Annotated in this window: 23 protein-coding genes; 6 read left to right on the top strand and 17 right to left on the bottom strand. The window is 62.5% G+C overall.

What is annotated here, in order from left to right; translation table 11 throughout:
• Positions 1 to 60 precede the first annotated feature (60 nt).
• Positions 61 to 933, bottom strand: a complete 873-nt coding sequence (dapA, locus tag ACR0DA_RS13055; protein WP_170360872.1) for a 4-hydroxy-tetrahydrodipicolinate synthase — start codon at positions 931 to 933, stop codon at positions 61 to 63.
• 133 nt (positions 934 to 1,066) lie between these two features.
• Between dapA and ACR0DA_RS13050 the strand changes: the two genes are divergently transcribed.
• Positions 1,067 to 3,040: a lytic transglycosylase domain-containing protein gene (locus ACR0DA_RS13050; protein ID WP_480754359.1), complete on the top strand. Its 1,974-nt coding sequence runs from the start codon at positions 1,067 to 1,069 to the stop codon at positions 3,038 to 3,040.
• Here the strand turns inward: ACR0DA_RS13050 and ACR0DA_RS13045 are convergent.
• Together ACR0DA_RS13045 and mnmC2 are read right to left on the bottom strand one after the other, a co-directional pair.
• Entirely contained in the window at positions 3,014 to 3,883 is an 870-nt protein-coding gene (locus ACR0DA_RS13045) for a DMT family transporter (RefSeq protein ID WP_170596568.1), read from the bottom strand. The two genes, ACR0DA_RS13050 and ACR0DA_RS13045, sit on opposite strands and share 27 nt — an antisense overlap.
• Positions 3,880 to 4,545, bottom strand: coding sequence for a tRNA (5-methylaminomethyl-2-thiouridine)(34)-methyltransferase MnmC2 (gene mnmC2, locus ACR0DA_RS13040; RefSeq protein ID WP_170360866.1), 666 nt, complete (start codon positions 4,543 to 4,545; stop codon positions 3,880 to 3,882). The genes ACR0DA_RS13045 and mnmC2 overlap by 4 nt, the downstream gene beginning before the upstream one ends.
• Before the next feature lie 55 nt (positions 4,546 to 4,600).
• On the opposite strand from mnmC2, the gene ACR0DA_RS13035 reads away from it, so the two are divergent.
• Positions 4,601 to 5,635, top strand: a complete 1,035-nt coding sequence (locus ACR0DA_RS13035; RefSeq protein WP_480754357.1) for an NAD(P)/FAD-dependent oxidoreductase — start codon at positions 4,601 to 4,603, stop codon at positions 5,633 to 5,635.
• Here ACR0DA_RS13035 and ACR0DA_RS13030 read toward each other — a convergent pair.
• The 4 genes from ACR0DA_RS13030 to ACR0DA_RS13015 form a co-directional block, all read right to left on the bottom strand.
• Complete coding sequence (locus ACR0DA_RS13030) at positions 5,627 to 6,439, bottom strand: HTD2 family dehydratase (protein WP_480754356.1); 813 nt, start codon at positions 6,437 to 6,439, stop codon at positions 5,627 to 5,629. The genes ACR0DA_RS13035 and ACR0DA_RS13030 overlap by 9 nt on opposite strands.
• Positions 6,440 to 6,477: 38 nt before the next feature.
• Entirely contained in the window at positions 6,478 to 7,020 is a 543-nt protein-coding gene (locus ACR0DA_RS13025) for an NADPH-dependent FMN reductase (protein ID WP_093964291.1), read from the bottom strand.
• Positions 7,021 to 7,157: 137 nt separating this feature from the next.
• Complete coding sequence (locus tag ACR0DA_RS13020; RefSeq protein WP_093964290.1) at positions 7,158 to 7,829, bottom strand: YiaD family glycine zipper/OmpA-like lipoprotein; 672 nt, start codon at positions 7,827 to 7,829, stop codon at positions 7,158 to 7,160.
• Positions 7,830 to 7,958: 129 nt separating this feature from the next.
• Positions 7,959 to 8,606: an RluA family pseudouridine synthase gene (locus tag ACR0DA_RS13015; RefSeq protein ID WP_170529722.1), complete on the bottom strand. Its 648-nt coding sequence runs from the start codon at positions 8,604 to 8,606 to the stop codon at positions 7,959 to 7,961.
• 94 nt (positions 8,607 to 8,700) lie between these two features.
• Here ACR0DA_RS13015 and ACR0DA_RS13010 point away from each other — a divergent pair, with 94 nt between their 5' ends.
• A complete protein-coding gene (locus ACR0DA_RS13010; RefSeq protein WP_480754354.1) occupies positions 8,701 to 9,111 on the top strand; it encodes a nuclear transport factor 2 family protein in 411 nt (136 codons plus the stop codon).
• 7 nt (positions 9,112 to 9,118) lie between these two features.
• The gene (locus tag ACR0DA_RS13005) at positions 9,119 to 9,826 is read left to right on the top strand and encodes an SGNH/GDSL hydrolase family protein (protein ID WP_480754353.1); all 708 of its coding nucleotides are present in this window, start codon (positions 9,119 to 9,121) and stop codon (positions 9,824 to 9,826) included.
• Here the strand turns inward: ACR0DA_RS13005 and rarD are convergent.
• From rarD to ACR0DA_RS12955, 10 genes are all read right to left on the bottom strand, one after another.
• Positions 9,817 to 10,722: an EamA family transporter RarD gene (gene rarD / locus ACR0DA_RS13000; protein ID WP_170360854.1), complete on the bottom strand. Its 906-nt coding sequence runs from the start codon at positions 10,720 to 10,722 to the stop codon at positions 9,817 to 9,819. The two genes, ACR0DA_RS13005 and rarD, sit on opposite strands and share 10 nt — an antisense overlap.
• Before the next feature lie 244 nt (positions 10,723 to 10,966).
• The gene (locus tag ACR0DA_RS12995; protein ID WP_480754351.1) at positions 10,967 to 13,420 is read right to left on the bottom strand and encodes a GcvT family protein; all 2,454 of its coding nucleotides are present in this window, start codon (positions 13,418 to 13,420) and stop codon (positions 10,967 to 10,969) included.
• An 87-nt stretch (positions 13,421 to 13,507) separates the two neighbouring features.
• Complete coding sequence (locus ACR0DA_RS12990) at positions 13,508 to 14,491, bottom strand: GlxA family transcriptional regulator (protein WP_480754350.1); 984 nt, start codon at positions 14,489 to 14,491, stop codon at positions 13,508 to 13,510.
• A 9-nt stretch (positions 14,492 to 14,500) separates the two neighbouring features.
• Positions 14,501 to 15,394, bottom strand: a complete 894-nt coding sequence (locus tag ACR0DA_RS12985; protein ID WP_480754348.1) for a homocysteine S-methyltransferase family protein — start codon at positions 15,392 to 15,394, stop codon at positions 14,501 to 14,503.
• A gap of 12 nt (positions 15,395 to 15,406) precedes the next feature.
• Positions 15,407 to 16,459, bottom strand: coding sequence for an alcohol dehydrogenase family protein (locus ACR0DA_RS12980; protein WP_170510221.1), 1,053 nt, complete (start codon positions 16,457 to 16,459; stop codon positions 15,407 to 15,409).
• 12 nt (positions 16,460 to 16,471) lie between these two features.
• Complete coding sequence (locus ACR0DA_RS12975; RefSeq protein ID WP_093964282.1) at positions 16,472 to 16,948, bottom strand: cupin domain-containing protein; 477 nt, start codon at positions 16,946 to 16,948, stop codon at positions 16,472 to 16,474.
• A 15-nt stretch (positions 16,949 to 16,963) separates the two neighbouring features.
• Entirely contained in the window at positions 16,964 to 19,411 is a 2,448-nt protein-coding gene (locus tag ACR0DA_RS12970) for a GcvT family protein (RefSeq protein WP_170372984.1), read from the bottom strand.
• 15 nt (positions 19,412 to 19,426) lie between these two features.
• Positions 19,427 to 19,807, bottom strand: a complete 381-nt coding sequence (locus ACR0DA_RS12965; RefSeq protein ID WP_170342302.1) for a GFA family protein — start codon at positions 19,805 to 19,807, stop codon at positions 19,427 to 19,429.
• A gap of 4 nt (positions 19,808 to 19,811) precedes the next feature.
• Positions 19,812 to 20,435, bottom strand: a complete 624-nt coding sequence (locus ACR0DA_RS12960) for a LysE family translocator (RefSeq protein WP_480754346.1) — start codon at positions 20,433 to 20,435, stop codon at positions 19,812 to 19,814.
• Entirely contained in the window at positions 20,435 to 21,004 is a 570-nt protein-coding gene (locus tag ACR0DA_RS12955) for a helix-turn-helix domain-containing protein (RefSeq protein ID WP_170451367.1), read from the bottom strand. Before ACR0DA_RS12955 ends, ACR0DA_RS12960 begins: the two co-directional genes overlap by 1 nt.
• A 54-nt stretch (positions 21,005 to 21,058) precedes the next feature.
• Here ACR0DA_RS12955 and ACR0DA_RS12950 point away from each other — a divergent pair, with 54 nt between their 5' ends.
• Positions 21,059 to 21,391: a DUF1294 domain-containing protein gene (locus tag ACR0DA_RS12950; RefSeq protein ID WP_367647887.1), complete on the top strand. Its 333-nt coding sequence runs from the start codon at positions 21,059 to 21,061 to the stop codon at positions 21,389 to 21,391.
• 38 nt (positions 21,392 to 21,429) lie between these two features.
• The gene (locus ACR0DA_RS12945; RefSeq protein WP_170341329.1) at positions 21,430 to 22,326 is read left to right on the top strand and encodes a cation diffusion facilitator family transporter; all 897 of its coding nucleotides are present in this window, start codon (positions 21,430 to 21,432) and stop codon (positions 22,324 to 22,326) included.
• Positions 22,327 to 22,330: the final 4 nt, after the last annotated feature.

Below are 22,330 nucleotides of genomic sequence, written 5' to 3'. Positions count from 1 at the left end.
AAGCAAAGGGCGGTGCCGGTTCTCCCGGACACCGCCCTTTTTCTTTTGGAACACGCCTGATCAGATCAGGCCCGCATGCTCCATCGCGGCATCAATCGCGGCCTTTGTGCTGTCTTCCAGCGTCGTCAGCGGCGACCGCACTTCTTCGGTGCAGCGTCCCAGTTTGCTGAGCGCGTATTTCGCACCCACCAGGCCCGGTTCGATGAATATGGCCTCGTGCAGCGGCATCAACCGATCCTGATACTCCAGCGCCGTCGCATAGTCGCCCGACAGGGTCGCCTGCTGGAACTCGGCGCACAGCTTTGGGGCCACGTTTGCGGTGACCGAGATACAGCCAACGCCACCATGGGCGTTGAAACCCAGGGCCGTCGCGTCCTCACCCGAAAGCTGGCAGAAGTCTTTGCCGCAGGCAGCGCGCTGCTGGCTGACGCGGGCGAGATCGCCCGTGGCGTCCTTGACACCGATGATCCGAGGCAGCTGCGCCAGCGCACCCATGGTGTCCGGGTTCATGTCGATGACCGAGCGGCCCGGGATGTTGTAGATGATGATCGGAATATCCGCACAGTCATGCAGCGCCCGAAAATGCGACAACAGACCTTTCTGAGTCGGCTTGTTGTAGTAGGGCGTGACGACCAGGGCCGCATCCGCACCCACTTTCTGTGCGAATCGCACGAACCGGATGGCTTCGACCGTGTTGTTCGACCCGGCCCCGGCGATGACCGGCACGCGCCCCGCGGCGGCCTTGACCACCTCGGCCACTACAGTTTCGTGTTCCTCGTGGCTCAGCGTCGGGCTCTCGCCGGTCGTGCCGACGGGCACCAGACCGGTCGACCCTTCGGCAATCTGCCATTCCACCAATTGTTTGAGCGTATCCAAGTCCAACTCGCCGTTGCGGAACGGGGTGACGAGAGCTGGCATCGAGCCTTTGAACATGGAACGCTCCTTGAGGTTCAATCGTGTGATGTGCGCCGCGGGCCGACACGAATTTAGGTTTCTTGAGTTGATCCCGGCGGCGCAAGGTTTATCCTGAATGGCTGTATCCTCGGTTGGTCGGGAAATGCAAGGGATGACACGGATTCTGTCGCTGATCGCGACGATGATTCTAGCTTTGACGCTTCAAACTCAGGTCGTGCGGGCCGATGCGGTTTCCGATCTTCGGGCCGCAATGTCCGAAATGCGCAAAGGCGACTGGAACGCCGCCTTGCGCGTGGCCGGCACCCGCGGCTCGGTCGCGCGCGACATCATCGTGTGGCACTGGCTGCGCCAAGGCTTCGGCAGCTCGGGCGATGTTCTGGTCTTTCTGGAACGGCGGCCCGATTGGCCGGGCCTTGCCTGGCTGCGCCGCAAAAGCGAGCCGTCCTTTACCGGCGCGGACCCGGACCGGGTGCTGAAGTTCTACAAGGACAACCCGCCACAGACTGCCGAAGGAGCTCTGAACTATGCTGTGGCACTGAAGGCCAAAGGCCGAACCGGTGAGGCCGAGGCGGATATCGTCACTGCCTGGCGGACGATGCCGATGGGCTCGGGCTTGCAGCAGGACTACGTTCAGAACTTCGGGTCACTGCTGAAACCGCATCACGAGGCTCGTCTGGACCGAATGCTGTGGGATGGTCATCTGATCAGCTCGGCCCAGATGCTGCCGCTGGTCAGCGAAGACTACCGCAAACTGGCCGAAGCGCGGATCGCCCTGCAAAAGCGCCAACCCGGCGTGGATGGCAAGGTTGCCGCCGTTCCGAAGGCGCTTGCCGATGATCCGGGGCTGGCCTTTGACCGGTTCGTATGGCGGGACCGCAAAGAGCTGGACGACAGCGCCATTGATCTGATGCTGGCGCGCTCGACCAGCCCGCAGGCACTGGGCGAACCCGACATGTGGGCCGAAGGGCGACGCAGGCTGGCTCGGCTGGAAATGCGTCAGGGTGATGCGAACCGGGCCTATGCCATCGCCGCCAATCACCACATGACACCCGAGATGGGGTATGGTTATGCCGACCTCGAGTGGCTGTCGGGTTTCCTGGCTTTGCGCAAGCTGAACGACCCGGCCACGGCCGTTCGGCATTTCCAGAACTTTCTGGGGGCTGTGAAGTCTCCGATCTCGATGGGTCGGGGCGGGTATTGGTTGGGCCGGGCCTACGCCGCAACCGGAAACGCCGAGAAAGCCTACGAGGCTTATGCAATCGGCGCCGACTATCAGACCTCGTTCTATGGTCTGTTGGCTGCAGAACAGATCGGACGGCCATTTGACAGCGACCTGGCCAACCCGCGCCGGGCGCCCCATTGGAAACAGGCCGAGTTCGCCAAGTCCAGTGTGCTTGAGGCGGGGCTGCTGCTGATACGAGCTGGTGAGCCGGAATTGGGCGAACGGTTCCTGACGCACCTGGTCGAAAGCCTGGATCCGGTGCAGGCCGGCCAGCTGGGTGATCTGGCGGTCGAGTTGAAGGAGCCGCATCTGGCGGTAATGATCGCCAAACGGGCCGCGACGAATGGAGTCGTATTGCCCGCAGCGTATTACCCGGTCCATCCCGTTGCGGATATCGGATTGCCAATGGCCAAGGAAATGACCCTGGCCATCGCCCGCCGCGAAAGCGAATTCGACCCGGTCGTGATCAGCGGTGCCGGCGCGCGCGGCCTGATGCAGGTGATGCCTGCGACCGCCAAGCTGGTCGCGCAGGAACTGGGCATTCTCAGCGGTCATCAGACGGGACGTTTGACCTCGGATTGGCGATACAACGCCAAACTGGGGGCAAACTATCTGGCCGGGCTGGCTGCCGAATTCAACGGCAACGTCGTGATGATGGCCGCAGGTTACAATGCCGGCCCCAATCGCCCGAAATCATGGATGGACCGCTACGGCGACCCGCGAACCGGCGCGGTGGATATCGTCGACTGGATCGAGACGATCCCCTTCAACGAGACCCGCAACTATGTGATGCGGGTGACCGAGAGCCTGCCTGTCTACCGCGCAAGGCTGGGCAAACCCGCGCTGCCGATCCCGTTCTCGCAGGAGTTGGTCGGATCAACCCTGTCGGCGTTCGCGCCATAGGGTGAACAGACCCGCCGCCACCACCAGCCCCGCCCCCGCGACCACCGCGGGGCGCAGGGTCTCGTCAAAGATCGTGATGCCCAGGATTGCGCTCCACATCAGGTGGAAATAGGCAAAGGGCTGTACGGCGCTGGCCTCTGCCATCTCGTAGCACTTGATCAGCAGCCAATGCCCCAAAACGCCGGTAATGCACAGCAGCCCCATCCAGAACCAATCCCGCGGCACCATCGGCTCCCAGAACCACAGGCCAATGCAGGTCATGATCAATGCACCGACGATCCCGGTCCAGAAGAAACTGGTTGCGGTGCTGTCCTGACGTGCAGCATAGCGGGTCAGCAGACCGTAGAACGCAAACATCAGCGCCGAGATCAAGGGGATCACTGCCCACGGATTGAAAACGCCCATGCCGGGCTGCAGAATGATCAGCACGCCAACGCATCCGACCCCGATGGCCGACCAGCGCCGCCAGCCGACCTTCTCGCCCAGCACCGGCCCGCTGAGCGCGGCGACCAGAAGCGGATAACAGATGAACACCGCCTGGCTCTCGATCAGGCCGAGAATGGTAAAGCCGTAGACGGCGACGCAGATCTCGCCGGCAAGCAGCAGGCCGCGCAGGATCTGCAGGCCCGGTTGCCGCGTCCGGGCGACGGCCGCCAGACCACCGGGTGCACGCGCCGCCAAGGCAATCACGAAAGCCGCAAAGAACCAGTATCGCAGCATGACCACCATGTAGGTGTTGTACGTGCCGGCCAGATGGCGCGAGATGCCGTCCTGCAACGCAAACACGATCGTGGCCGCGATCATCAGCGCAATACCCGCCCGCACATTGTTTGTCTGGGTCATGCCTTGGTCGCCCGCGTCATGTGCCGTTTGCGGCCGTATCCCGGCGCGCGGGATACCGAAAACCCGGCTTCCTGCAACCCACGCCGCACGAACCCGGCTGCGGTATAGGTGGCGGCCGTCCCTTCGGGCGCTGTATGGGCCGCCACTTGCCGTATCAGTTCCGGCTGCCACAGCTCAGGGTTCTTGGCGGGCGAGAACCCATCCAGGAACCAGGCATCGGCGAGCCCGTCCCAAACAGGCAGGGTCTGGCGGGCATCACCTTCGATCACGGTCAGACGCAGCGTGTCCAAATCACAGCCGCCACCCTGCCATCGGTCAAGGAACCGGTCGGCCCAGGGCGCCAGCTCGGGAAAGGCCGCAAGCGCGCGCTTCATATCGGCAGGGGCCATCGGAAAGGCTTCGAAACTGGTGAACGTCAGCGGACCCGATTGTCCGGACTTCTCCCATTCCGACCAAGCGGTCAGCATGTTCAGTCCGGTTCCGAACCCCAGCTCGGCGATGTGAAAACCGGGGGCAAAGCGAGCGGGCAGATCGTTGCCTTGCAAAAAGACATGACGGGTCTCCTCCAGTCCGTTCTGAAGGCTGAAATAGGGGTCGTCGAAACGATCAGAAACAGGGACTGTCTCATCCCTCCACGACAATTTGGCGCGCTGGTCTGCCATCGGGAATTCCTGTAGCTAAGCGGCGCGACACTGAACAAGGAAAAGGGGATTGGCAATGGTCGATGTGACGATCCGCGGGGCTGGTATATTTGGCCTGTCCATCGCCTGGACTTGTGCGCGACGTGGCGCCAGGGTCCGGGTCGTCGATCCCTACGGCGCGGGTTCAGGGTCCAGCGGCGGGCTGGTGGGTGCCCTTGCCCCGCACGTTCCGGAAAACTGGAACGACAAGAAAGCATTCCAATTCGAAAGCCTGCTGATGGCCGAACCGTTTTGGCGACAGGTGGAGGCCACCGGCGGCGTTTCGCCCGGCTATGCGCGTCTGGGGCGGATCCAGCCCATCAACGACCCAAAGAGCCTCGACCTGGCGCATCAGCGTGCGGCCTCGGCCCGCGACCTTTGGCAGGGTCGGGCTGAATGGACCGTGGTCGAGGCGCGCTCGGTCGGATCATGGTGCCCGCCCAGCGCAACGGGATTCGTCATCCACGATACGTTGAGTGCACGCATGCATCCACGCCGGGCCTGCGCCGCGCTGGTGGCCGCGCTGGCCGTGATGGGGGTTGAGGTCGTGCCCGAGGCCCCGGACACTGGGGCAGTCATTCATGCGACCGGGGTGTCCGGCCTGTTGGAGCTATCCGATGCTTTCGGCAAGGCGGTCGGAAACGGGGTCAAGGGACAGGCGGCACTGCTGCGGTTCGACGCGGGCCAGGTGCCGCAGCTGTTTGCGGAGTCGATCCATTTCGTGCCCCACGCCGACGGGACACTGGCCATCGGCTCGACGTCCGAGCGGGACTATGACGACCCGACCGGCACCGATGCTGCGCTTGACGATGTGATCCAGCGCGCGTTGCAGGCGGTTCCTGTTCTACACGGCGCGGAGGTGATCGAGCGTTGGGCCGGAGTCCGCCCCCGCAGCAAGAGCCGAGCGCCGATGCTGGGCGCACACCCGCTGCACAAGGGTCAGTTCATTGCCAATGGCGGCTTCAAAATCGGGTTCGGCATGGCCCCCATGGTGGCCGCGGTCATGGCAGACCTGGTGCTGGAAGGAAAGGATTCGATACCCGAAGGCTTCCGCCCCGAGGCGTCACTGTGACCGTGGAAGGGCCACGGCCTGCATGCACTGCCGCCCGTCCGGACCGCGGACCCAAAAATCGTTCCCGTTTCGGCACAGCGTGGCAAGCTCGAAATGCATCAGCGGAGAGGACGCGCGAAAGGAAAACTCGGCCAGCGGCCCCATGAGATCAGTGGCGAGCAGCATCAGGTGCTGCGCCAGAAGCGGTCCATGAACCACCAGCCCGGCATAGCCTTCGACATCGCGGGCATAGTCAAGGTCATAGTGGATGCGGTGGCCATTGAAAGTCAGCGCCGAGTACCGAAACAGCAGCGTGGTGTCGAACGCGATCTGGCGCAGGTCTGTTTCGTCCGTCCGGGCAACCGGGGCCGCTGGTTTTGGTGCATCGGCCGACGGATCCTCGCGATAGACAAGGTCCTGCCATTCTGTCAGGCACAGCGTGTCGTCCTGCCAGATTTCGTGCTTGAGGGTCACAAACCCCAAGGGCCCAGTCCGTCCGGTCTTGGTGCTTACATTGCTCAAGGTCGAGCGGCGTTCGGCCGGTGTGCCAGCGATCAGCGGAGCGGCGAACCGCAGTCGACCACCGGCCCACATCCGACGCGGAAGACCGAAGTCGGGGACCAGCCCTCCGCCCACCGCGGGATGGCCGTCGCGCCCCAAGCCCTCGGGCGGGCGCGGTGACCAGAAATACAACTGGTGAAAAAAAAGTGGCAGCGACGTGCCCATGCCGATCGAAGGTGCCTGCCCCAACGCCACCTGAAACGCCGCCGCCCGGGCAGGGTCCATCACGTCGTGCTGAATTTCCGAGGAAACTTGATCCGTCATGGCCGCACCCTAAGCAGGCTCGGCCAGCCCGACAAGGCTCAGAAACCTGCTTCGGCCCGCAGCTTCTCCATCAACTGGCCCAGCGTCCGTTCGTACCGGTCGCTGCGCAGCCGACCTGCATCGTCGAACTCGTTCGAGCTGTCGGCCAGATGAATTTCGGGGCCCTGCAGGATGCGCGGCTGAAACGGCACCATGAAAGACCGCAGGATCATCTGCGCCCGTTCGCCGCCGGCCCGGCCCGCCGCCGCGGACATCACCGCAACCGGTTTGTCGGCCCAGGGATTGCCCTTGGTTCGGCTGACCCAGTCCAGCGCGTTTTTCAGAACGCCTGACGGCCCCTTGTTGTATTCCGGAGTGGAAATGACCACCGCATGGGCACCGGCGATCTGGTCCGCCAGGATCTGAACTTCGGCCGGGATCCCGTCGGCCTCCTCAGCATCTCCATCATAGAGTGGCAGATTCAGATCAGCTTCGATGAACGTTCCCGCGCCGAACAGGCGCGCCGCTTCACGGATCAGGCGTCGATTGGTGGCGTTCTGCCGCAACGAGCCGGACAGGCCCAGAAGGATCGGTTCGGACATCAGGATATCTCCGTCATGTGTTTCGGCTGCAGTTTAGTCATCCCGACCGCAAACCATAGCCTGCCTGACGCGCAGTCAATGTGCAAAAAAGAAAGGGGCCGCTTGCGGCGGCCCCCAGCGGTTGGCAGTTGATCGGCTCAGGCGTTGCCGCTGGGCACGATCACGATCTCGACCCGGCGGTTCTGCGCCTTGCCCTCGGGCGTCAGGTTCGAGGCGATCGGTTGGTTTTCACCGCGGCCGATCGTGGCGATGCGCGCATAGCTGACGCCATTGGCCTGCAGGACATCCGCCACCGCATTGGCGCGGCGTTCGGACAGGATCTGATTGTAGCCGGCTTCACCATCGCTGTCGGTATGCCCGATGATCTGTACGTTCGAGTTGGGATAGTTCACGAGGTTCTGCCCCACGCGGACCAGATCCGCCCTCAGCGCAGGTCGGACCGTGGCGCTGTCGGTGTCGAAGGTGATGTCATTCGGAACCGTGACGATCAGCCGGTCTCCGGCGTTGACGATGGTGATACCGTCATTGGCCAGTTGCTGACGCAGTTCGGCTGCCTGCCGGTCCAACTGGTTGCCGATCAACCCGCCACCGGCAGCACCGATGGCCGCACCGGCAACGGCACCCAGCCCAGGGTTCGAGTCATTGGCGATGGCGCCAACACCGGCGCCAATCAGACCGCCCAGCAACGCTCCCTGCTTGGCGCTCTGGTTCGGGTCGTCCTGAACCCGCAATGTACCGGGGTCGGTACAGGCCCCCAGCACAAATGCGGCGCTCAGCCCGACCGGCAGCAAAAATCTGGAAATTTTCATGGGTTCACCTTCTGCTCTTGCACCCGTTTTTCCGGGTTACGTGTTTGACGTGATTATAGCACGCCTGACACAAACAGGCTCAAGCGACAAAAACGTGAGATCGGCGAATACCCGCCGCCCTCAAGGCGCTCAGAAATCCGGCAACGCGCGAAATTTCATAGATATGCCATCCTCGGGGTGTTTGACGCGCAACTCCTCGGAATGAAGCATCAGCCTGGGGAAGTCGCGCGCCGGTCCTTCGGCATAGAACGGGTCGCCCAGGATCGGATGGCCCAGTGCCTGCATATGGACCCGCAACTGGTGCGAGCGGCCGGTTTTTGGAAACAGGCGAACGCGGGTCGTGTCCCCGTCGTACCGGACGACCCGCCAATCCGTGACTGCCGGCTTGCCGGTTTCGTGGCACACCATCTGGCGCGGCCTGTTGGGCCAATCCACGATCAACGGCAAGTCCACCGTGCCGGTCTTTGGTTCCACCCGGCCCCATACACGGGCGACGTAGGTTTTTCGTGTCTGCCGGTTTTCGAATTGCTGTCCCAGATATCGTTGGGCGTGCGGGGTCTGGGCAAAGATCATGACGCCGGAAGTGTCCCGATCCAACCGGTGGACCAGCAAGGCCTGCGGAAATGCGGTCTGCACACGGACCAGCAAACAATCGGCCAGGTGCTCTCCGCGGCCGGGAACCGACAGCAGGCCCGCCGGCTTGTTCACCACGATAACCTGCGCATCCTCGTGCAGCACGTCCAGCGGCGTTTTGGGGGGATCATAGGTATCGCTCATGCGGGCTGCCTATCGCAGGGCGCTGCCTCTCGCAACGTCGTCCTTGCGATGAGAAGGCTTCTCGGCAACTCTCGCGCCAGGCAGAGGAGATGACATGCACCCGACGATCGAACGAATGCAGGAAGTGGTCGCCAAGGGCGACGAGGGCCTGATCCATGAATTGCTGGCCGAAGACGTGCAGTTCCTTCCGCCGACCTACTACAGCACCTGGACAGGCCGCGCCCCGGTGGCGGCGGTATTGGGTCATGTTGGACAGGTTTTTTCCGAGTTTCGCTACCGCCGGATCATGGGCGATGGCAAAGACTGGGCATTGGAGTTTCAATGCAAGGTGGGTGAACTGGACGCTGTTGGCGTTGACCTGATCAAGCTCAACGATGACGGGCTGATTCAGACATTCGAAGTCGCCATGCGTCCCTACAAGACCGTTGGCGCCCTGCGCGAGGCCATGATGGCGCGCGTTATGAAAGACCCCCGGTTCCTGGAATTTCGGAACGCTTTGAGCTGAGCCACCCGTGCCCATTGCCGCCGATCAGCTTCTGAGAGTTCCGCTGCTGCCGGTGCTGGCGGCACAGGCTCTGCTGGTGCGACGAAGGGCCGTGCAGCTGCCCGAACCTTCCGGTGCGCGTGAGGGCCGGCAAGGCCGCGGGCCGAGACTGCGCCTGCTGATCGCCGGCGACAGTTCAGCCGCAGGTGTTGGGGCAGGCACTCAGGAACAGGCGCTGTCGGGCCAGTTGGTGAAACTGCTCAGCCGCCAGTTCAGCGTTGAGTGGCGCCTTGTCGCAACGACCGGCCACACGACCGGTAACGCGATCGAAGACCTGCGCAGGATCGAAGGCCAGTTTGACGCGGCTGTTACGGCCTTGGGCGTCAACGACGTCACCCGAGCCGTGACCTGCAACCGGTTCAAACGTCAACAGGCCGAGTTGATGCGCTTGCTTTCCGTCGATCTGGGCGTGCGGACTGTGATCGTGACGGGCGTCCCGCAGATGGATCGGTTCCCGGCGCTACCACAGCCCTTGGCATGGATTTTGGGACGCCAATCCGCGCGCCTTGACGAAGGGCTGAGAGAGGTGATCGAGAGCTTCCCCAAGGCCCGGCATCTGGCGCTGCACCTGCCCGACGATCCGGCCCTGGCGGCTGTGGACGGCTATCACCCAAGCCCCAAAGCCTATCGGCTTTGGGCAGAGCAGGCCGCGCGAATGATCCTCGATCAGGTCTGACCGCGCACCTGACGGATCATGGGCACTGAATAGACTACCAGTGCGGCCCAGATCAACGGAAAGGCAATCATGCGCCCGCGGTCGATCTGCTCACCAAACAGCGTGATCGCCGTGATGAATATCATGGTCGGCGCGATGTACTGCAGGATACCCATGGTCGAAAGCCGCACCAGCTTGGCCCCGTTGGCATAGACCAGAAGCGGAACGGCGGTCACGATACCTGCCCCGGCCAACAGCATGGTATCTGTTGCGGCGCCTCCAAAATGTCCGGTACCCTCCGCGCCCAACCAGGTCACATAAGCCAGCGCGGGAACCAGCAAAATCAGAACCTCAAGCAGGAATCCCTGGTTTGGTCCGATGGGCAACGAGCGCTTGAAGAACGCATAAAATCCCCAGCTGACCATCAACCCCAGCGCCGCCCATGGCAGACGGCCGGCCTCGACCACCAGAACCAGAACGCCCAAGGCGGCAAGCCCCACGGCAATCAACTGTGTTCGGGTCAGGGACTCGCGTAGCAGGATCGCTCCCAGCGCTATGCTGAACAGCGGGTTGATATAATATCCCAGCGCCGCGTCCAGAGCGTTGCCACTGGCGATCGCCCAGACGTAGATAGCCCAGTTCACCGAAATCAGGGCCGCCGTCAGGCATGCCATTCCCAACATGCGCGGATCGCGCAGCGCCGCCTTCAGATCACCGGTTCGCCCCAGCGCGACCAGCAACAGCCCGGCCACCGGCACCGACCAGATGATGCGATGCGCCACGATTTCGACGGGACCGATATGCGCCATTGCCTTCATGTAGAGCGGCAGAAAACCCCAAAGGACATACGCCGTAACAGCCAGCGCAAGGCCTTTTGGCGAATCCGTGTTCTGGGCTTGGGTCGGGCGCTCGGCCATGAATGGTCTCCAGCTGATACCCCCCGTCTTTAGGCAAAGTCCTTTGCCATTGAAACTCAGAAAAGCTTGAAGACGCCCATAACGAATTGTGATGGGTCGGCGGCCCTATCGTCCGGTGTGCGACCGGCAGAACCATGTTCGGCTATGCTTGTTTTCCGGTAAAGTCTTGGCCAGATGGAGGCCTCGTCAAGAACCTCCATCCGGCGCTATACAATTGCATAGGAGCAACGCCCCCAACCCGCCATCAGACCTTCACACGTTCGGATTTCGGATCGTACATGGGTTTGAGCGACGCCTCGGCGCGGACCTTTACTCCGCAGACGTCAATCTCGTATGTCGAGGACAGCACGTCGGCCGCGCTTTCGCCCTTGCAGGGGACATAACCCATGCCGATCGCGCCACCCAAAGTGTGGCCATAGTTTCCTGAGCTGATGTAGCCCACATATTCGCCATCTCGGATAATCGGTTCGTTGTGGAACAGCAGAGGTTCAGGGTCGGTCAGCTTGAATTGCAACAGCCGGCTGTGGGGGCCGCTGTCCTTGCGGGCAATCACCGCATCTCGGCCAATGAAATCACATCCCTTGTCCACCTTGACGGCAAAGCCGAGACCGGCGTCCACAACGTGATCTTCGCAGGTGATGTCATGGCCGAAGTGACGGAAGCCCTTTTCGATCCGGCAGCTGTCCATCATGTGCATGCCGCACAGCTTCAGGCCCATGTCCTGCCCAGCCTCGTGCAGCGTTTCGAAAACGTGGCCGGCCATATCCGACGACACGTAGACCTCCCACCCAAGTTCGCCCACATAGGTCACGCGGTGAACGCGTGCCAGGCCCATTCCGATCTCGATTTCCTGCGCGGTGCCGAATGGGTTTGCCGTGTTCGAGAAGTCGTTGGGCGAAACTTTTTCAAGCAAGGTCCGCGCGTTGGGGCCCATCACCGCCAGAACGCCTTCGCCGGCCGTGACATCGGTGATGACCACATTGAAATTGCCCGAATGACGCATCATCCACGTCTGGTCGGCCAGTCGCGTCGCCGCCGGGGTCACGACCAGATAGGCGGTCTCGGAAAGGCGGGTCACGGTCACGTCTGCCTCGATCCCGCCATGCCGGTTCAAGAATTGGGTGTAGACGATTTTGCCGTTTGGAACCGCGTAGTCGCCGCCACCGATATAGTTCATGAAAGCCTGGGCATCGGGGCCTTCGACCCGAATTTTTCCGAACGAGGACATGTCATACATGCCCACGTTCTCGCGCACTGCGCGGTGTTCGGCGGCCCAGTTCTCGAACCAGTTCTGGCGCTTCCAGCTGTAGCGGTATTCGCGTTCCTGCCCCTCATTGGCAAACCAGTTCGCGCGCTCCCAGCCGGCCAGCTCGCCAAAGACGGCCCCGTTTTCTTTCAGGTGGTGGTGGAACGGCGTCCGGCGCACGCCGCGCGCCGTGGCCTTTTGCCGATAGGGGTAGTGGTCGGCATAGAGCAGGCCCAGCGTTTCCTTGGACCGCTCGAATAGATACTGCTTGTTGCCCTGGAATGGCTGCATCCGGCTGATGTCCACGTCGCCCAGGTCAAAGGGTTTTTCACCCGAGTCCATCCATTCCGCCAGCGCCATTCCCGCGCCGCCCGCAGATTGGATCCCGATCGAGTTGAACCCGGCGGCGACCCAGACATTGTCCATTTCGGGCGCAAGGCCAAGGTGATAGGCGTCGTCGGGAGTGAAGGATTCCGGCCCGTTGAAGAAGGTATGGATGCCCGCCTCGGCCAGCATCGGCATGCGGTTGCAGGCGGCCTCGAGGATCGGTTCGAAATGGTCGAAATCCTCGGGCAGTTGGTCGAACTCGAAACTGTCGGGGATGCCGTCCATCGCCCAGGGCTTGGCGTTGGGCTCGAAGGCGCCCAGCAGGATTTTCCCGGCGTCCTCCTTGTAATAGGCGCATTCGTCCGGCACCCGCAGAACCGGAAGCTGGGTCAGGCCGTCGATGCCCTCTGTCACGATGTAGAAATGCTCGCAGGCATGCAGCGGAACGTTCACGCCCGCCATGCGCCCCACCTGATGCCCCCACATGCCGGCGCAGTTGACCACCATGTCACACTCGATATGGCCCGAGGCGCTGCCATCATCCGCCACCCAGTCGACGCCGGTAACTTTGCGGCCCTGCTTTGCGATCTCGGTGACCTTGACCCGTTCCTTGACGACGGCGCCGCGCTGACGGGCACCCTTGGCCAGCGCCAGCGCGATATTGGCCGGGTCGCCCTGGCCGTCCAGCGGCAGATAGACGGCGCCCTTGACCCCATCCAGATTCAGATGCGGATAAAGCTCGGCCACCCGCTCGTTCGAGATCTCCTCGACCTCGACCCCGAAGGCGCGGGCCATGGCGGCCTGGCGGTAGATCTCTTCCTTGCGCTCATCCGTCAGCGCCACGGTGATCGAGCCACAGCGTTTGAAGCCCGTGGCGACGCCGGTTTCCTCCTCGAGCGCGCCATAGAGTTCCTGGCTGTATTTCGCCAGTTTGGTCATGTTCGCGGTGGCGCGCAGTTGGGCGATCAGGCCCGCCGCGTGCCAGGTCGTGCCGCTGGTCAGCTGCTTGCGCTCCAGCAGAACAACGTCGCTCCAGCCTTTCTTGGTCAGGTGATAGGCCACCGAGCATCCGATCACACCGCCACCGATGATCACCACGCGGGCCTTGCTGGGAAGATCAACCATTCCGAAGTCTCCAATCTCGAGTCGGCGTCAGAGTGCCACGAACAGGCGACAAAAAATGCAGCAAAAACGTCAACTGCGGCACAAAAATCACCGCAGCGCCGATTGGCGTTTCTGGCGGCGCAGAGCGAATGGCGTGATCCCGAAAAAGCTTTTGTAGACGGATGAGAACCCGTTGGGAAAGCCGCAGGCGAGGCCGATTTCGCGCACGCTCATAGTGGTATTCAAAAGCAGGTTGTTGGCCTTGGCCAACCGCATCTCCCGGTAGAACCCATTCGGTGTGGTGCCAAAAAACGTTTTGAATTTGCGCTCCAGCGAGCGGTTCGACATTCCAAGCTCTTCGACCAGTTGATTGATGGGTAACGGATCTTCGATATTGGCCTGCATCAACTTGATGCACTGATCCAGCCGGGCGTCCCCGGTCGTTGTCGTCTTGGCGCCCGAAAACGGCTGCAACGACGAAAAGTCGCGGATGTGTTCGTGCAGCATGATGTCAGCCACCGTCATCTTGGCCGGCCCCGAGATGTGACGCCCGATCACCGCCAAAGCAATATCGGCCGTGGCCCCCATTCCCGCGCAGGTCACGACCGGGCCCTGCTCGGTCGCGATCGAAAGCTTAGCCTCGAACCGGGCACCGCGTTCGCGGAAGATCGACGCGTTTTCCCAATGTGTTGCCATATCGGGCGTGCCGTGTTCGTCGATATATCGGCTGGCGGCCTCGGCCAGCAAAAAGACCTGCGCACCGCGATAGGTATAGTCGGACACAACCCGGCCCAGCGACAGCTCGGGCTGGTCCGGGTCGGTGTTGCCGATCACGAACAAATAGTCGGCGTCCGGTTGGCGCGTAACGGGCTGGGTCGGAATGCTGGCGCCGCTGCTGCTGACGATGGTCCCCCCCTTGAGCGACCGATAGGCATAAGTGAACGGCGGGTGCGGACAAACCCGATTGGCGAGACGCAGCACATCCACCACCGACGCCAGTTCTAGCAGAACGAAGCCCGGCGCGGTGATGACGTCAAAATGCCACTGCGCCTTGACGCCGTCGGGTTTTCCAAGGTCCGGTTTCTCCGCCATCCCCGCCACTCACACGATCCTGTGCCCGGCCGAGCGCAGGGCGTTGGCCAAAGCTTCGATGTGCTCAGGGCCCACTTCGCAGCATCCACCGATGATCGTGGCCCCTTGGTCAACCCAACTCATCGCGTGTACGGCATAGGCCGACGGGTCCAGATCGTGGCGCGCCTCCAGCGCGTCGACTGTCGGAGCGTCTTTCAGGAAGCCGTCAGAAATCCGGGTGAAACCATTCGCGTAGGCACCGTAAGGTCTTTGAAGTGTCGCAAGGATCTCAAGCGCTGCGGGCACCGCCTCGGGCCGGGTGCAATTGATCAGAACCGCCTGGGGATCGAAGCGTTCAACCAGTGGCGCGATCGCGCCCAGCGGTTCGCCCGACCTCAGCCGCGTACCGTCCTCGTCCATGACCGACAGGGCCAGCCAGACCGGCTTGCCACAGCCTTCGGTTCCACGCAGGGCGCCCTCGGCCTCGGTCACGGACGAGACGGTTTCGATCAGGAACAGGTCCACCCGGTTCTGCATCAGTCGCACCAGTTCCGCGAATTTCTGCGCGGCCTCGTCGGGATCGGGGTTCAGATCGGGGCGATAGGTGGCCAGCAAGGGACCCAGCGCGCCGGCGATACGCCCCGCCCGCCCATCGCGCGCCAGTTCGGCCTGTGTCAGAGCCGCATCGATGAGTTGCTCCAGCTGATCCTCGATCCCCGCTCGTACGAGGCGAGAGCGGTGCACGGCGTAGGTGTTTGTCGTCGCGACGGTTGCCCCGCGGTCGAAATAATCCCGATGGATCTCTCCGACCAACCCCGGCTCGTCGATCATTACGCGGGTTGACCACAAGGCGGTTGGCTGTTCGCCACGACGTTTGACCAGCTCTTGACCGATCGAACCATCCAACAGCGTGATGTCTGCCATCTCGGTGCCTCCTTACGGTATGAGAACCAGCTTTCCGGGCAGGGTCTTTGATTGAAAGGCCGTCTGCGCCTGCACGATCTCACGCAGCGGGTAAGTCTTGGAAATCAACGGCTTGATCCGACCCGCGTTCATCAACTCGACCAACCGGCCGAAGACCTCGAAAGCCTGATGGGTGCAGCCGTGGATCGTGATGTCACGCAGGTAGATCTCGCGCAGGTCGGCCTGCACGATCGGGCCGGCGATGGCCCCGGACACGGCATATTGGCCGCCCGGCTTCAGCGTCCGGATCAGTCCGGGAAAGGCCGGGCCGCCGACTACGTCGATCACCACGTCAAAGCTGTCCGGCGGCAGCGGCGTGTCGCGGTCGAACGTCCCAGCCGCACCCTGCGCCCGCACCACTTCGGCCTTGGCCGCACTGGTCACCGCCCAGACGGTTGCTCCCCGCAAGGCTGCCAATTGCACGGCCGCCAGCCCGACGCCGCCCGAGGCGCCGGTGATCAGCACCTTGTGCCCGGCCGTCACGCAGGCGCGGGTCAACAGGTTCTCGGCCGTGCCAAACGCACAGGGGATGGCGGCGATTTCCACATCCGACAGCGGTGAGGCGGTCACGTCATAGAGGTCATCCGCCTCGAGCAGGCAGTATTGCGCAAAAGCCCCGTCGATCTCGGACCCAAGCGCGATGAAGCCTGTCGGGTTACCCGGGCGCGGGCGCGGCAGGTTGATCGGGCAGGTCACGCGTTGCCCCGGTTTGAAGCCGGCACCCGGCCCGATCTGCTCGACTATGCCGCAAAGATCTCCGCCTTGAATGCGGGGAAAGGACAGCGCGCCGCCCCACCCGCCGGCTTCGACCTCTTGGTCAACCGCGTCCGTCGCGCCGGTGACGTCCGAGGAATACCATCCGATCCGCGTGTTGATGTCGGTGTTGTTGACGCCTGCCGCGACCACGCGGACCAGAACCTGCCCGGACCCGGGTTCTGGAACCGGAATATCCTCGCGCCATTCCAGAACTTCTGGACCACCGTGACCTGTCAGATAGACACCGCACATCGTCTTTGGAGCATTCATTTCGCTGGCTTCTCAGGTCTGGTCGTCGGGATGGGGCGGCACCGGCCCCATCGGCACGATGTCGTAGCGGGCATTCAGATCGGCCATCTTGGCCTCGTCCTCAAAATCTGCCTGGGTCATGGTTGCCAGTTCCGCAAGGAAACCGTCAAACCCGGAGGGTTGAAAGATCATGAGCATTCGTGCCGGTTTGTTGTCGGCGACGCGGCAGGCATGCGGCACACCCGGCGGAACATGCATGGTGGTGCCCGGCGTGCACAGGTGCCAATCTCCGTCGACGTAGAAATCCACGGCGCCCTCGAGGAAATAGAAAGTCTCGGCGTGGCTGTCGTGGCGATGAAGGCCAAGCGCGAAGCTGGCCTTCAAGTTGTCTTCCATCAGGGTGTAGGCCCCGCCCGTGTCCTGACCGGAAACCTTCACGAAGGTATGGTCATTCTCCCAGTCATAGTTGGGACCCTCACCGGGTCCCTGCTTGGAATATCGCGGGCGCATATGGGCCTCCTTGTTTCAGGCGCGCAGCCGCTCGTTTGCGGGATCCCACAGCGGCTGATCCTCCTGTACCACGGCGCGACACTTTTCGCCGTAGATTTCCACCTCAAGCTCGGTGCCCGGGTTGGCCAGATCGGCCTTGATCATACCCAGCGCGACGGACTTGCCGACACGATAGCCCCAGGCGCCCGATGTGGTCTCGCCCACGATCTGGTCGCCCTGCCAGATGCAGGACATGTAAGGCGCATCGCAGTCACCGGCCTCGACGACCAGAGTAACGAAAGACTTCTTCGCTCCACGCTGCTTTTCCGCCAGCAACGCGGCCTTGCCCGGGAAATCCTGCGGCTTGTCGAACTTGATGAAGCGCTCCAGCCCGCCTTCGAGCAGCGAGTAGTCGGTGCTGAGATCGCCCTTCCATGCGCGATAGCCCTTCTCGATACGCAGTGAGTTCAGCGCATACATGCCAAACGGCTTGGCCCCGGCGGCGAGGATCGCGTCATAGATCGCGGGCATGTGCTCGTTTAACGCATGCACCTCCCAACCCAACTCGCCGGCAAAGGATACGCGGATCAGGTGGGCGGGCTGTCCGGCCACGGTGGCCGCCTGATGGGTCAGCCAGCCCAGCGAGAGGTCGGCATCGGTCAGGCCCGACAGGATCTCACGCGATTTCGGACCGGTCACGATCAGCGTATCGCGGGTGGTGGTCACGTCCTCGACCGTGACACCCGAGGGCATCGCGTTCACAAGGATGTCGCGGTCGTGCCATTGCGCGGTGGCGGCGGTGATCATCACGAAGTCATCCTCGCCCAGACGCATGCAGGACATCTCGGTCAGGATGCGGCCGCGATCGTCGGCGATGTAGACGAGGTTGATCCGCCCCACCTTGGGCAGGCCGCCGGTGACCAGCCCGCGCAACGCCTCGGCCGCGCCTTCGCCCTTGACGACAAAGCGCGAGAAACCCGGCAGGTCGAGCACGCCGCAATGGTCGCGCACGGCCTCGCATTCTTCCTTGATCCGCTGCTCCCACGGACCCGAGCGGCCCCAGGTGTGGGTGCTTTCCTCGGAAGTGTCATCCCCCGGCTGCGCGAACCAGTTGGCGCGTTCCCAGCCGTTGTAGACGCCCATGACGCCGCCCAGTTCCTTGACCTTGGCGTGAACCGGCGACAGCTTCTTGTCGCGCGCGGCGGGCCATTCGTGATGGGGGAAGTGCATGGCGTATTCGTTGCCGTAGACCTCCATTCCCTTCTGGTTGCAGTAATCCTGATCGGTGTAATCGGTGTAGCGGCGCGGATCGACGGCCCACATATCCCATTCGGTGGCGCCATCCACGATCCATTCGGCCAGAACTTTGCCTGCACCGCCGCCTTGGGCGATGCCGAAGGTGAAGGTATGCGCCTCGAAGGCGTTCTTGACCCCCGGCATCGGGCCAATCAGGGGCAGGCCATCCGGCGCATAAGGGATCGGCCCGTTGATCACGCGGCCCACGCCCGAGGTCGCCATCAGCGGCACCCGCTCCATCGCGTCGGTGACGATGTCCTCGATCCGGTCCAGATCATCGTTCCACAGCTGAAAGCTGAAATCCTCAGGCATCGGGTCGTCCTCGGTCATCCAGTGGCCCTTGCAGTTGGGCTCGTAGGGGCCGAGATTGAAGCCGTGCTTTTCCTGCCGCAGGTAGTAGGAGATATCCACGTCGCGCAGCAGCGGCAGCTTGCCGCCGTTTTCCTTGGACCAGGCTTCGACCTCGGGGATCTCATCAGTCAGCAGATACTGGTGGCTCATGACCATCGCGGGTACGGTGCGGCCGCCAAAGGGTTTGAACCATTCGCCCACACGCTGCGCGTAGTAGCCGGCCGCGTTGACGACACAGTCGCAGTCGATGTCGCCCTTTTCGGTGTGGACGGTCCAGGTGCCGTCGTCATGCTGGGTTACGCCGGTGGCCGGGCAGAACCGGATGATCTTCTGCCCCATGTCGCGTGCGCCCTTGGCCAGCGCCTGGGTCAGCTGCGCAGGGTCGATGTCCCCATCGGTCGGGTCATACAGAACGCCCTCAAGATCATGAGTTTCCAGGAACGGGTAGCGTTCCTTGGCCTGCTCCGGCGTCCACATTTCCATCGGGATTCCCTGGTAGCGGCCCATCGACATGGCCCGCTGGAACTCCTGCATCCGCTCTTTGCTGTGCGCCAGACGGATCGAGCCGGACACGTGGTAGTTCATCGGGTAGTCGACCTCTTCGCCAAGGCGCGAATACAGTTCGGTCGAATAGCGCTGCATGTTCATGATCGCCCACGAGGTCGAGAAGGTCGGCACGTTGCCCGCCGCGTGCCAGGTCGACCCTGCGGTCAGCTCGTTCTTTTCCAGCAGAACGCAGTCGGTCCAGCCCTTTTTGGCCAAATGGTACAGCGAGGACGCCCCTACGACGCCGCCGCCGATGATGACCACGCGGGCCTTGGTCGGAAAATCGCTCATGTTTCTAGATCCCTGTCATTGTGCCCTTTGGGGCAGTTCATCCGTGATGTCGTAGTAGTCGCCCTTGTCCGCCACGAAGATGTGGCGGGCCAGTTTCAACTGAGTGGGCTGGTCCAGAGCCCCCATCGAAACTGAAATCGTGTCTTCGTCCTTGTGCTGCCAGAACAGAAAGCTTCCGCATGCCTTGCAGAAACCACGCCGGGCCGTGTCCGAAGCCTGAAACCATCCCAGAGTATCGCTGCTGTTCAGGGTCAGGTTGTCCTGGTGGGTCGCGGTCGAGGCCCAATAATGCCCAGACTGCCGACGGCATTGCCCGCAGTGGCAGGCCGAGGGCGGTGACAGCTCTCCGTTGATCGTGAAGGCCACCGAACCGCAAAGGCACGATCCTTTTTGCATGGTTCTATCCCTTTCCTGCAGGTGCCGCGCTGGTTCCCAGCAGGACGCCATAAATGATGAAACAGGTGGCCATGACGCGGCGCACCCAGACGTTGAACACGGCGCCCAGCGCCGCCCGCCCCATCACCGCACCCAACAGTGTGAACCCGGTGTAGCTGAGCGTCGTGATGATCAGCGCCGTCGGCATGATGATCGCCATTTGCTGCCAGATCGGCACATCAGGCTGCACGAACTGGGAAAACGCGGCCAGGTAACCTGCGACACTCTTTGGATTGATCGTGGCGACGGCCAAGGCATGGAGATAGACATGGCGGGCCGGGCGCTGGCTGGCCGGCGCGGGACGCGCGGCGTTCATCCACCCCCGGAGTCCCATCCAGATCAGGAACCCCGCCCCGATCAGTTTAGCCACGAAAAACCCGGTTGGCGAGGCCGCGATGAGGGCTGTCACCCCCAGAGCCGACAGGATCAGAAAGGCGCTGGCCTGGGTCAGGATCGCCAGAACCCCAAGCATTGCCTTGGGAAATGGCAGGCTCAGCCCGTTCGAGATACAATTCACCGCATTCGGACCCGGCGTGGTCACGAACACCACCCAGAACAGCGCGAATATGGTCCAGGCCTCAAAGCTCATCAGTACACCGGCGGAGCGATCACCCAGACGGCCACGGCGGGTTCGTCGTAAGGGTTCGCCCATTGATAGGGTTCGTGCTTGATCCGAAAGCTGTCCCCGACGCCGACGGTGAAATTTCGGCCTCCGATCGTAAGGTCGAGACGGCCCGAGATCATGTATCCAACCTCCTGCGTCGGACGGTTGGCCGGGGTCTGCATCCGGGAGTGGGGCTCAAAGGTGGAATGCACCATCTCGAAATCATCGGTCAGGTCAGGCGACAGCAATTCCTCGATCAGCCCTTCCTCGCCCGACCCCATCGGCCGGCGCGAACCGGCGCGCACCACATAGCCCTGTTCCTCGGCCAGAACGCCGGTATGGGCGAACAGCATCGACATCGGCACACCCAGGCATTCCACGATCAGGCGCAGATCCGAGATCGACGGAGCAGACAAATCGCGCTCGACCTGGCTGAGCCAGCCCACCGACCGGTCCAACCGCGAAGCGATATCGGTCAGCGTCAACCCGCGCGCCTTGCGCAGCGCGCGAATGTCCGCCCCCAGCGTCGCAGCGATATGGGCCTGGTCGTTCACGCTACCCCCCGATTCATGAAATTTACGTCATTTTTTTCACGATGTCCCGAATCGGTGAAAATTCCAAGAGATTTTTCACTACCGATCCTGATCCTTCCACGCTATGGCTGCGGAATGTGGATCGTCATTCTGTATTTCTGGGCCATCAACGCGTTGACTTTGCTGGTGTTCGGCTGGGACAAGCTGCGGGCGATCCGACGCAGGCGGCGTGTCCCGGAGAAGTGGCTTTTGCGACTGGCGCTGTTGGGCGGCAGCCCCGCAGCTTTGTTGGGTCGCTGGATATTCGGGCACAAGACCCGGAAAAAGCGGCTGACGACTGTGCTGTATGCCATTGCGGCTCTGCAGGCGGGCGCGATCTACCTGTTCCTCACCTACAGTTCTGTTTGAAACTGGCATTTGGCAGTGCGATCGGGCAATGGTTGCACATGATTGACAGAACTTCGTCCCAGGCGCTGGCCATCGGGTCAGTGGCGGTGTCCCTGCTGGTGCTGCTGCTCAAGGTCCTGGCATGGCATTTGACCGGGTCGGTCGCTCTGTATTCCGACGCAATGGAGTCTTTGGTCAACGTGGTCGGCGCGCTGCTGGCGTGGTTTGCCATTCGGATGGCAGAGCGTCCTGCCGACAGCAATCACCCTTTCGGACATCACAAGGCCGAGAACTTCTCGGCCATCGCCGAGGGGACCCTGATCGTTCTCGCCGCAATCCTGATCATTCAGGAAGCCTGGGGCGCCTTGTTCGCGCCTCACCTGGACCAGCTCGGACCGATCGGACTGGCCGTGAACGCAGCGGCCATGGTCCTGAACCTAGTCTGGGCCCGCGTCTTGATCTCGGCGGGTCAGAAACGGCGCTCGCCGGCCATGACCGCCAATGGGCGCCACCTGATGACCGACGTCTGGACCTCGGCCGGGGTCTTGTTGGGACTGATCCTGGTATTGCTCACAGGCTGGGCCGTTCTTGACCCGTTGCTGGCTATTCTGGTGGCTGCAAATATTCTGCGCGAAGGTTGGAAGGTCATTTTCCATTCGGCCGGAGATCTGATGGATTCAGCGGCCCACACCGAGGACACGGACATCATCGAGGCCGCCGTTCGGAACTCGTCTCAGGGTGCCTTGCAGATCCACGATCTGCGCACCCGACGGGCCGGCAAAGCCGTGTTCATCGAATTTCATCTGGTCGTCGATCGCAACATGACGGTTGGTGACGCCCACGACATCTGTGACGCGATCGAAGATGCAATCGCGGAAAAGCTGCCCGAGGCCCGGACCATCATTCACGTGGAGCCGGACTCTCAGCTCAAAGCCTCGGGGATCGAACCGGAATAAAGGT

The organism is Ruegeria sp. CI8 (assembly GCF_056536865.1).
This window is presented reverse-complemented; position numbering and strand designations above follow the sequence as displayed.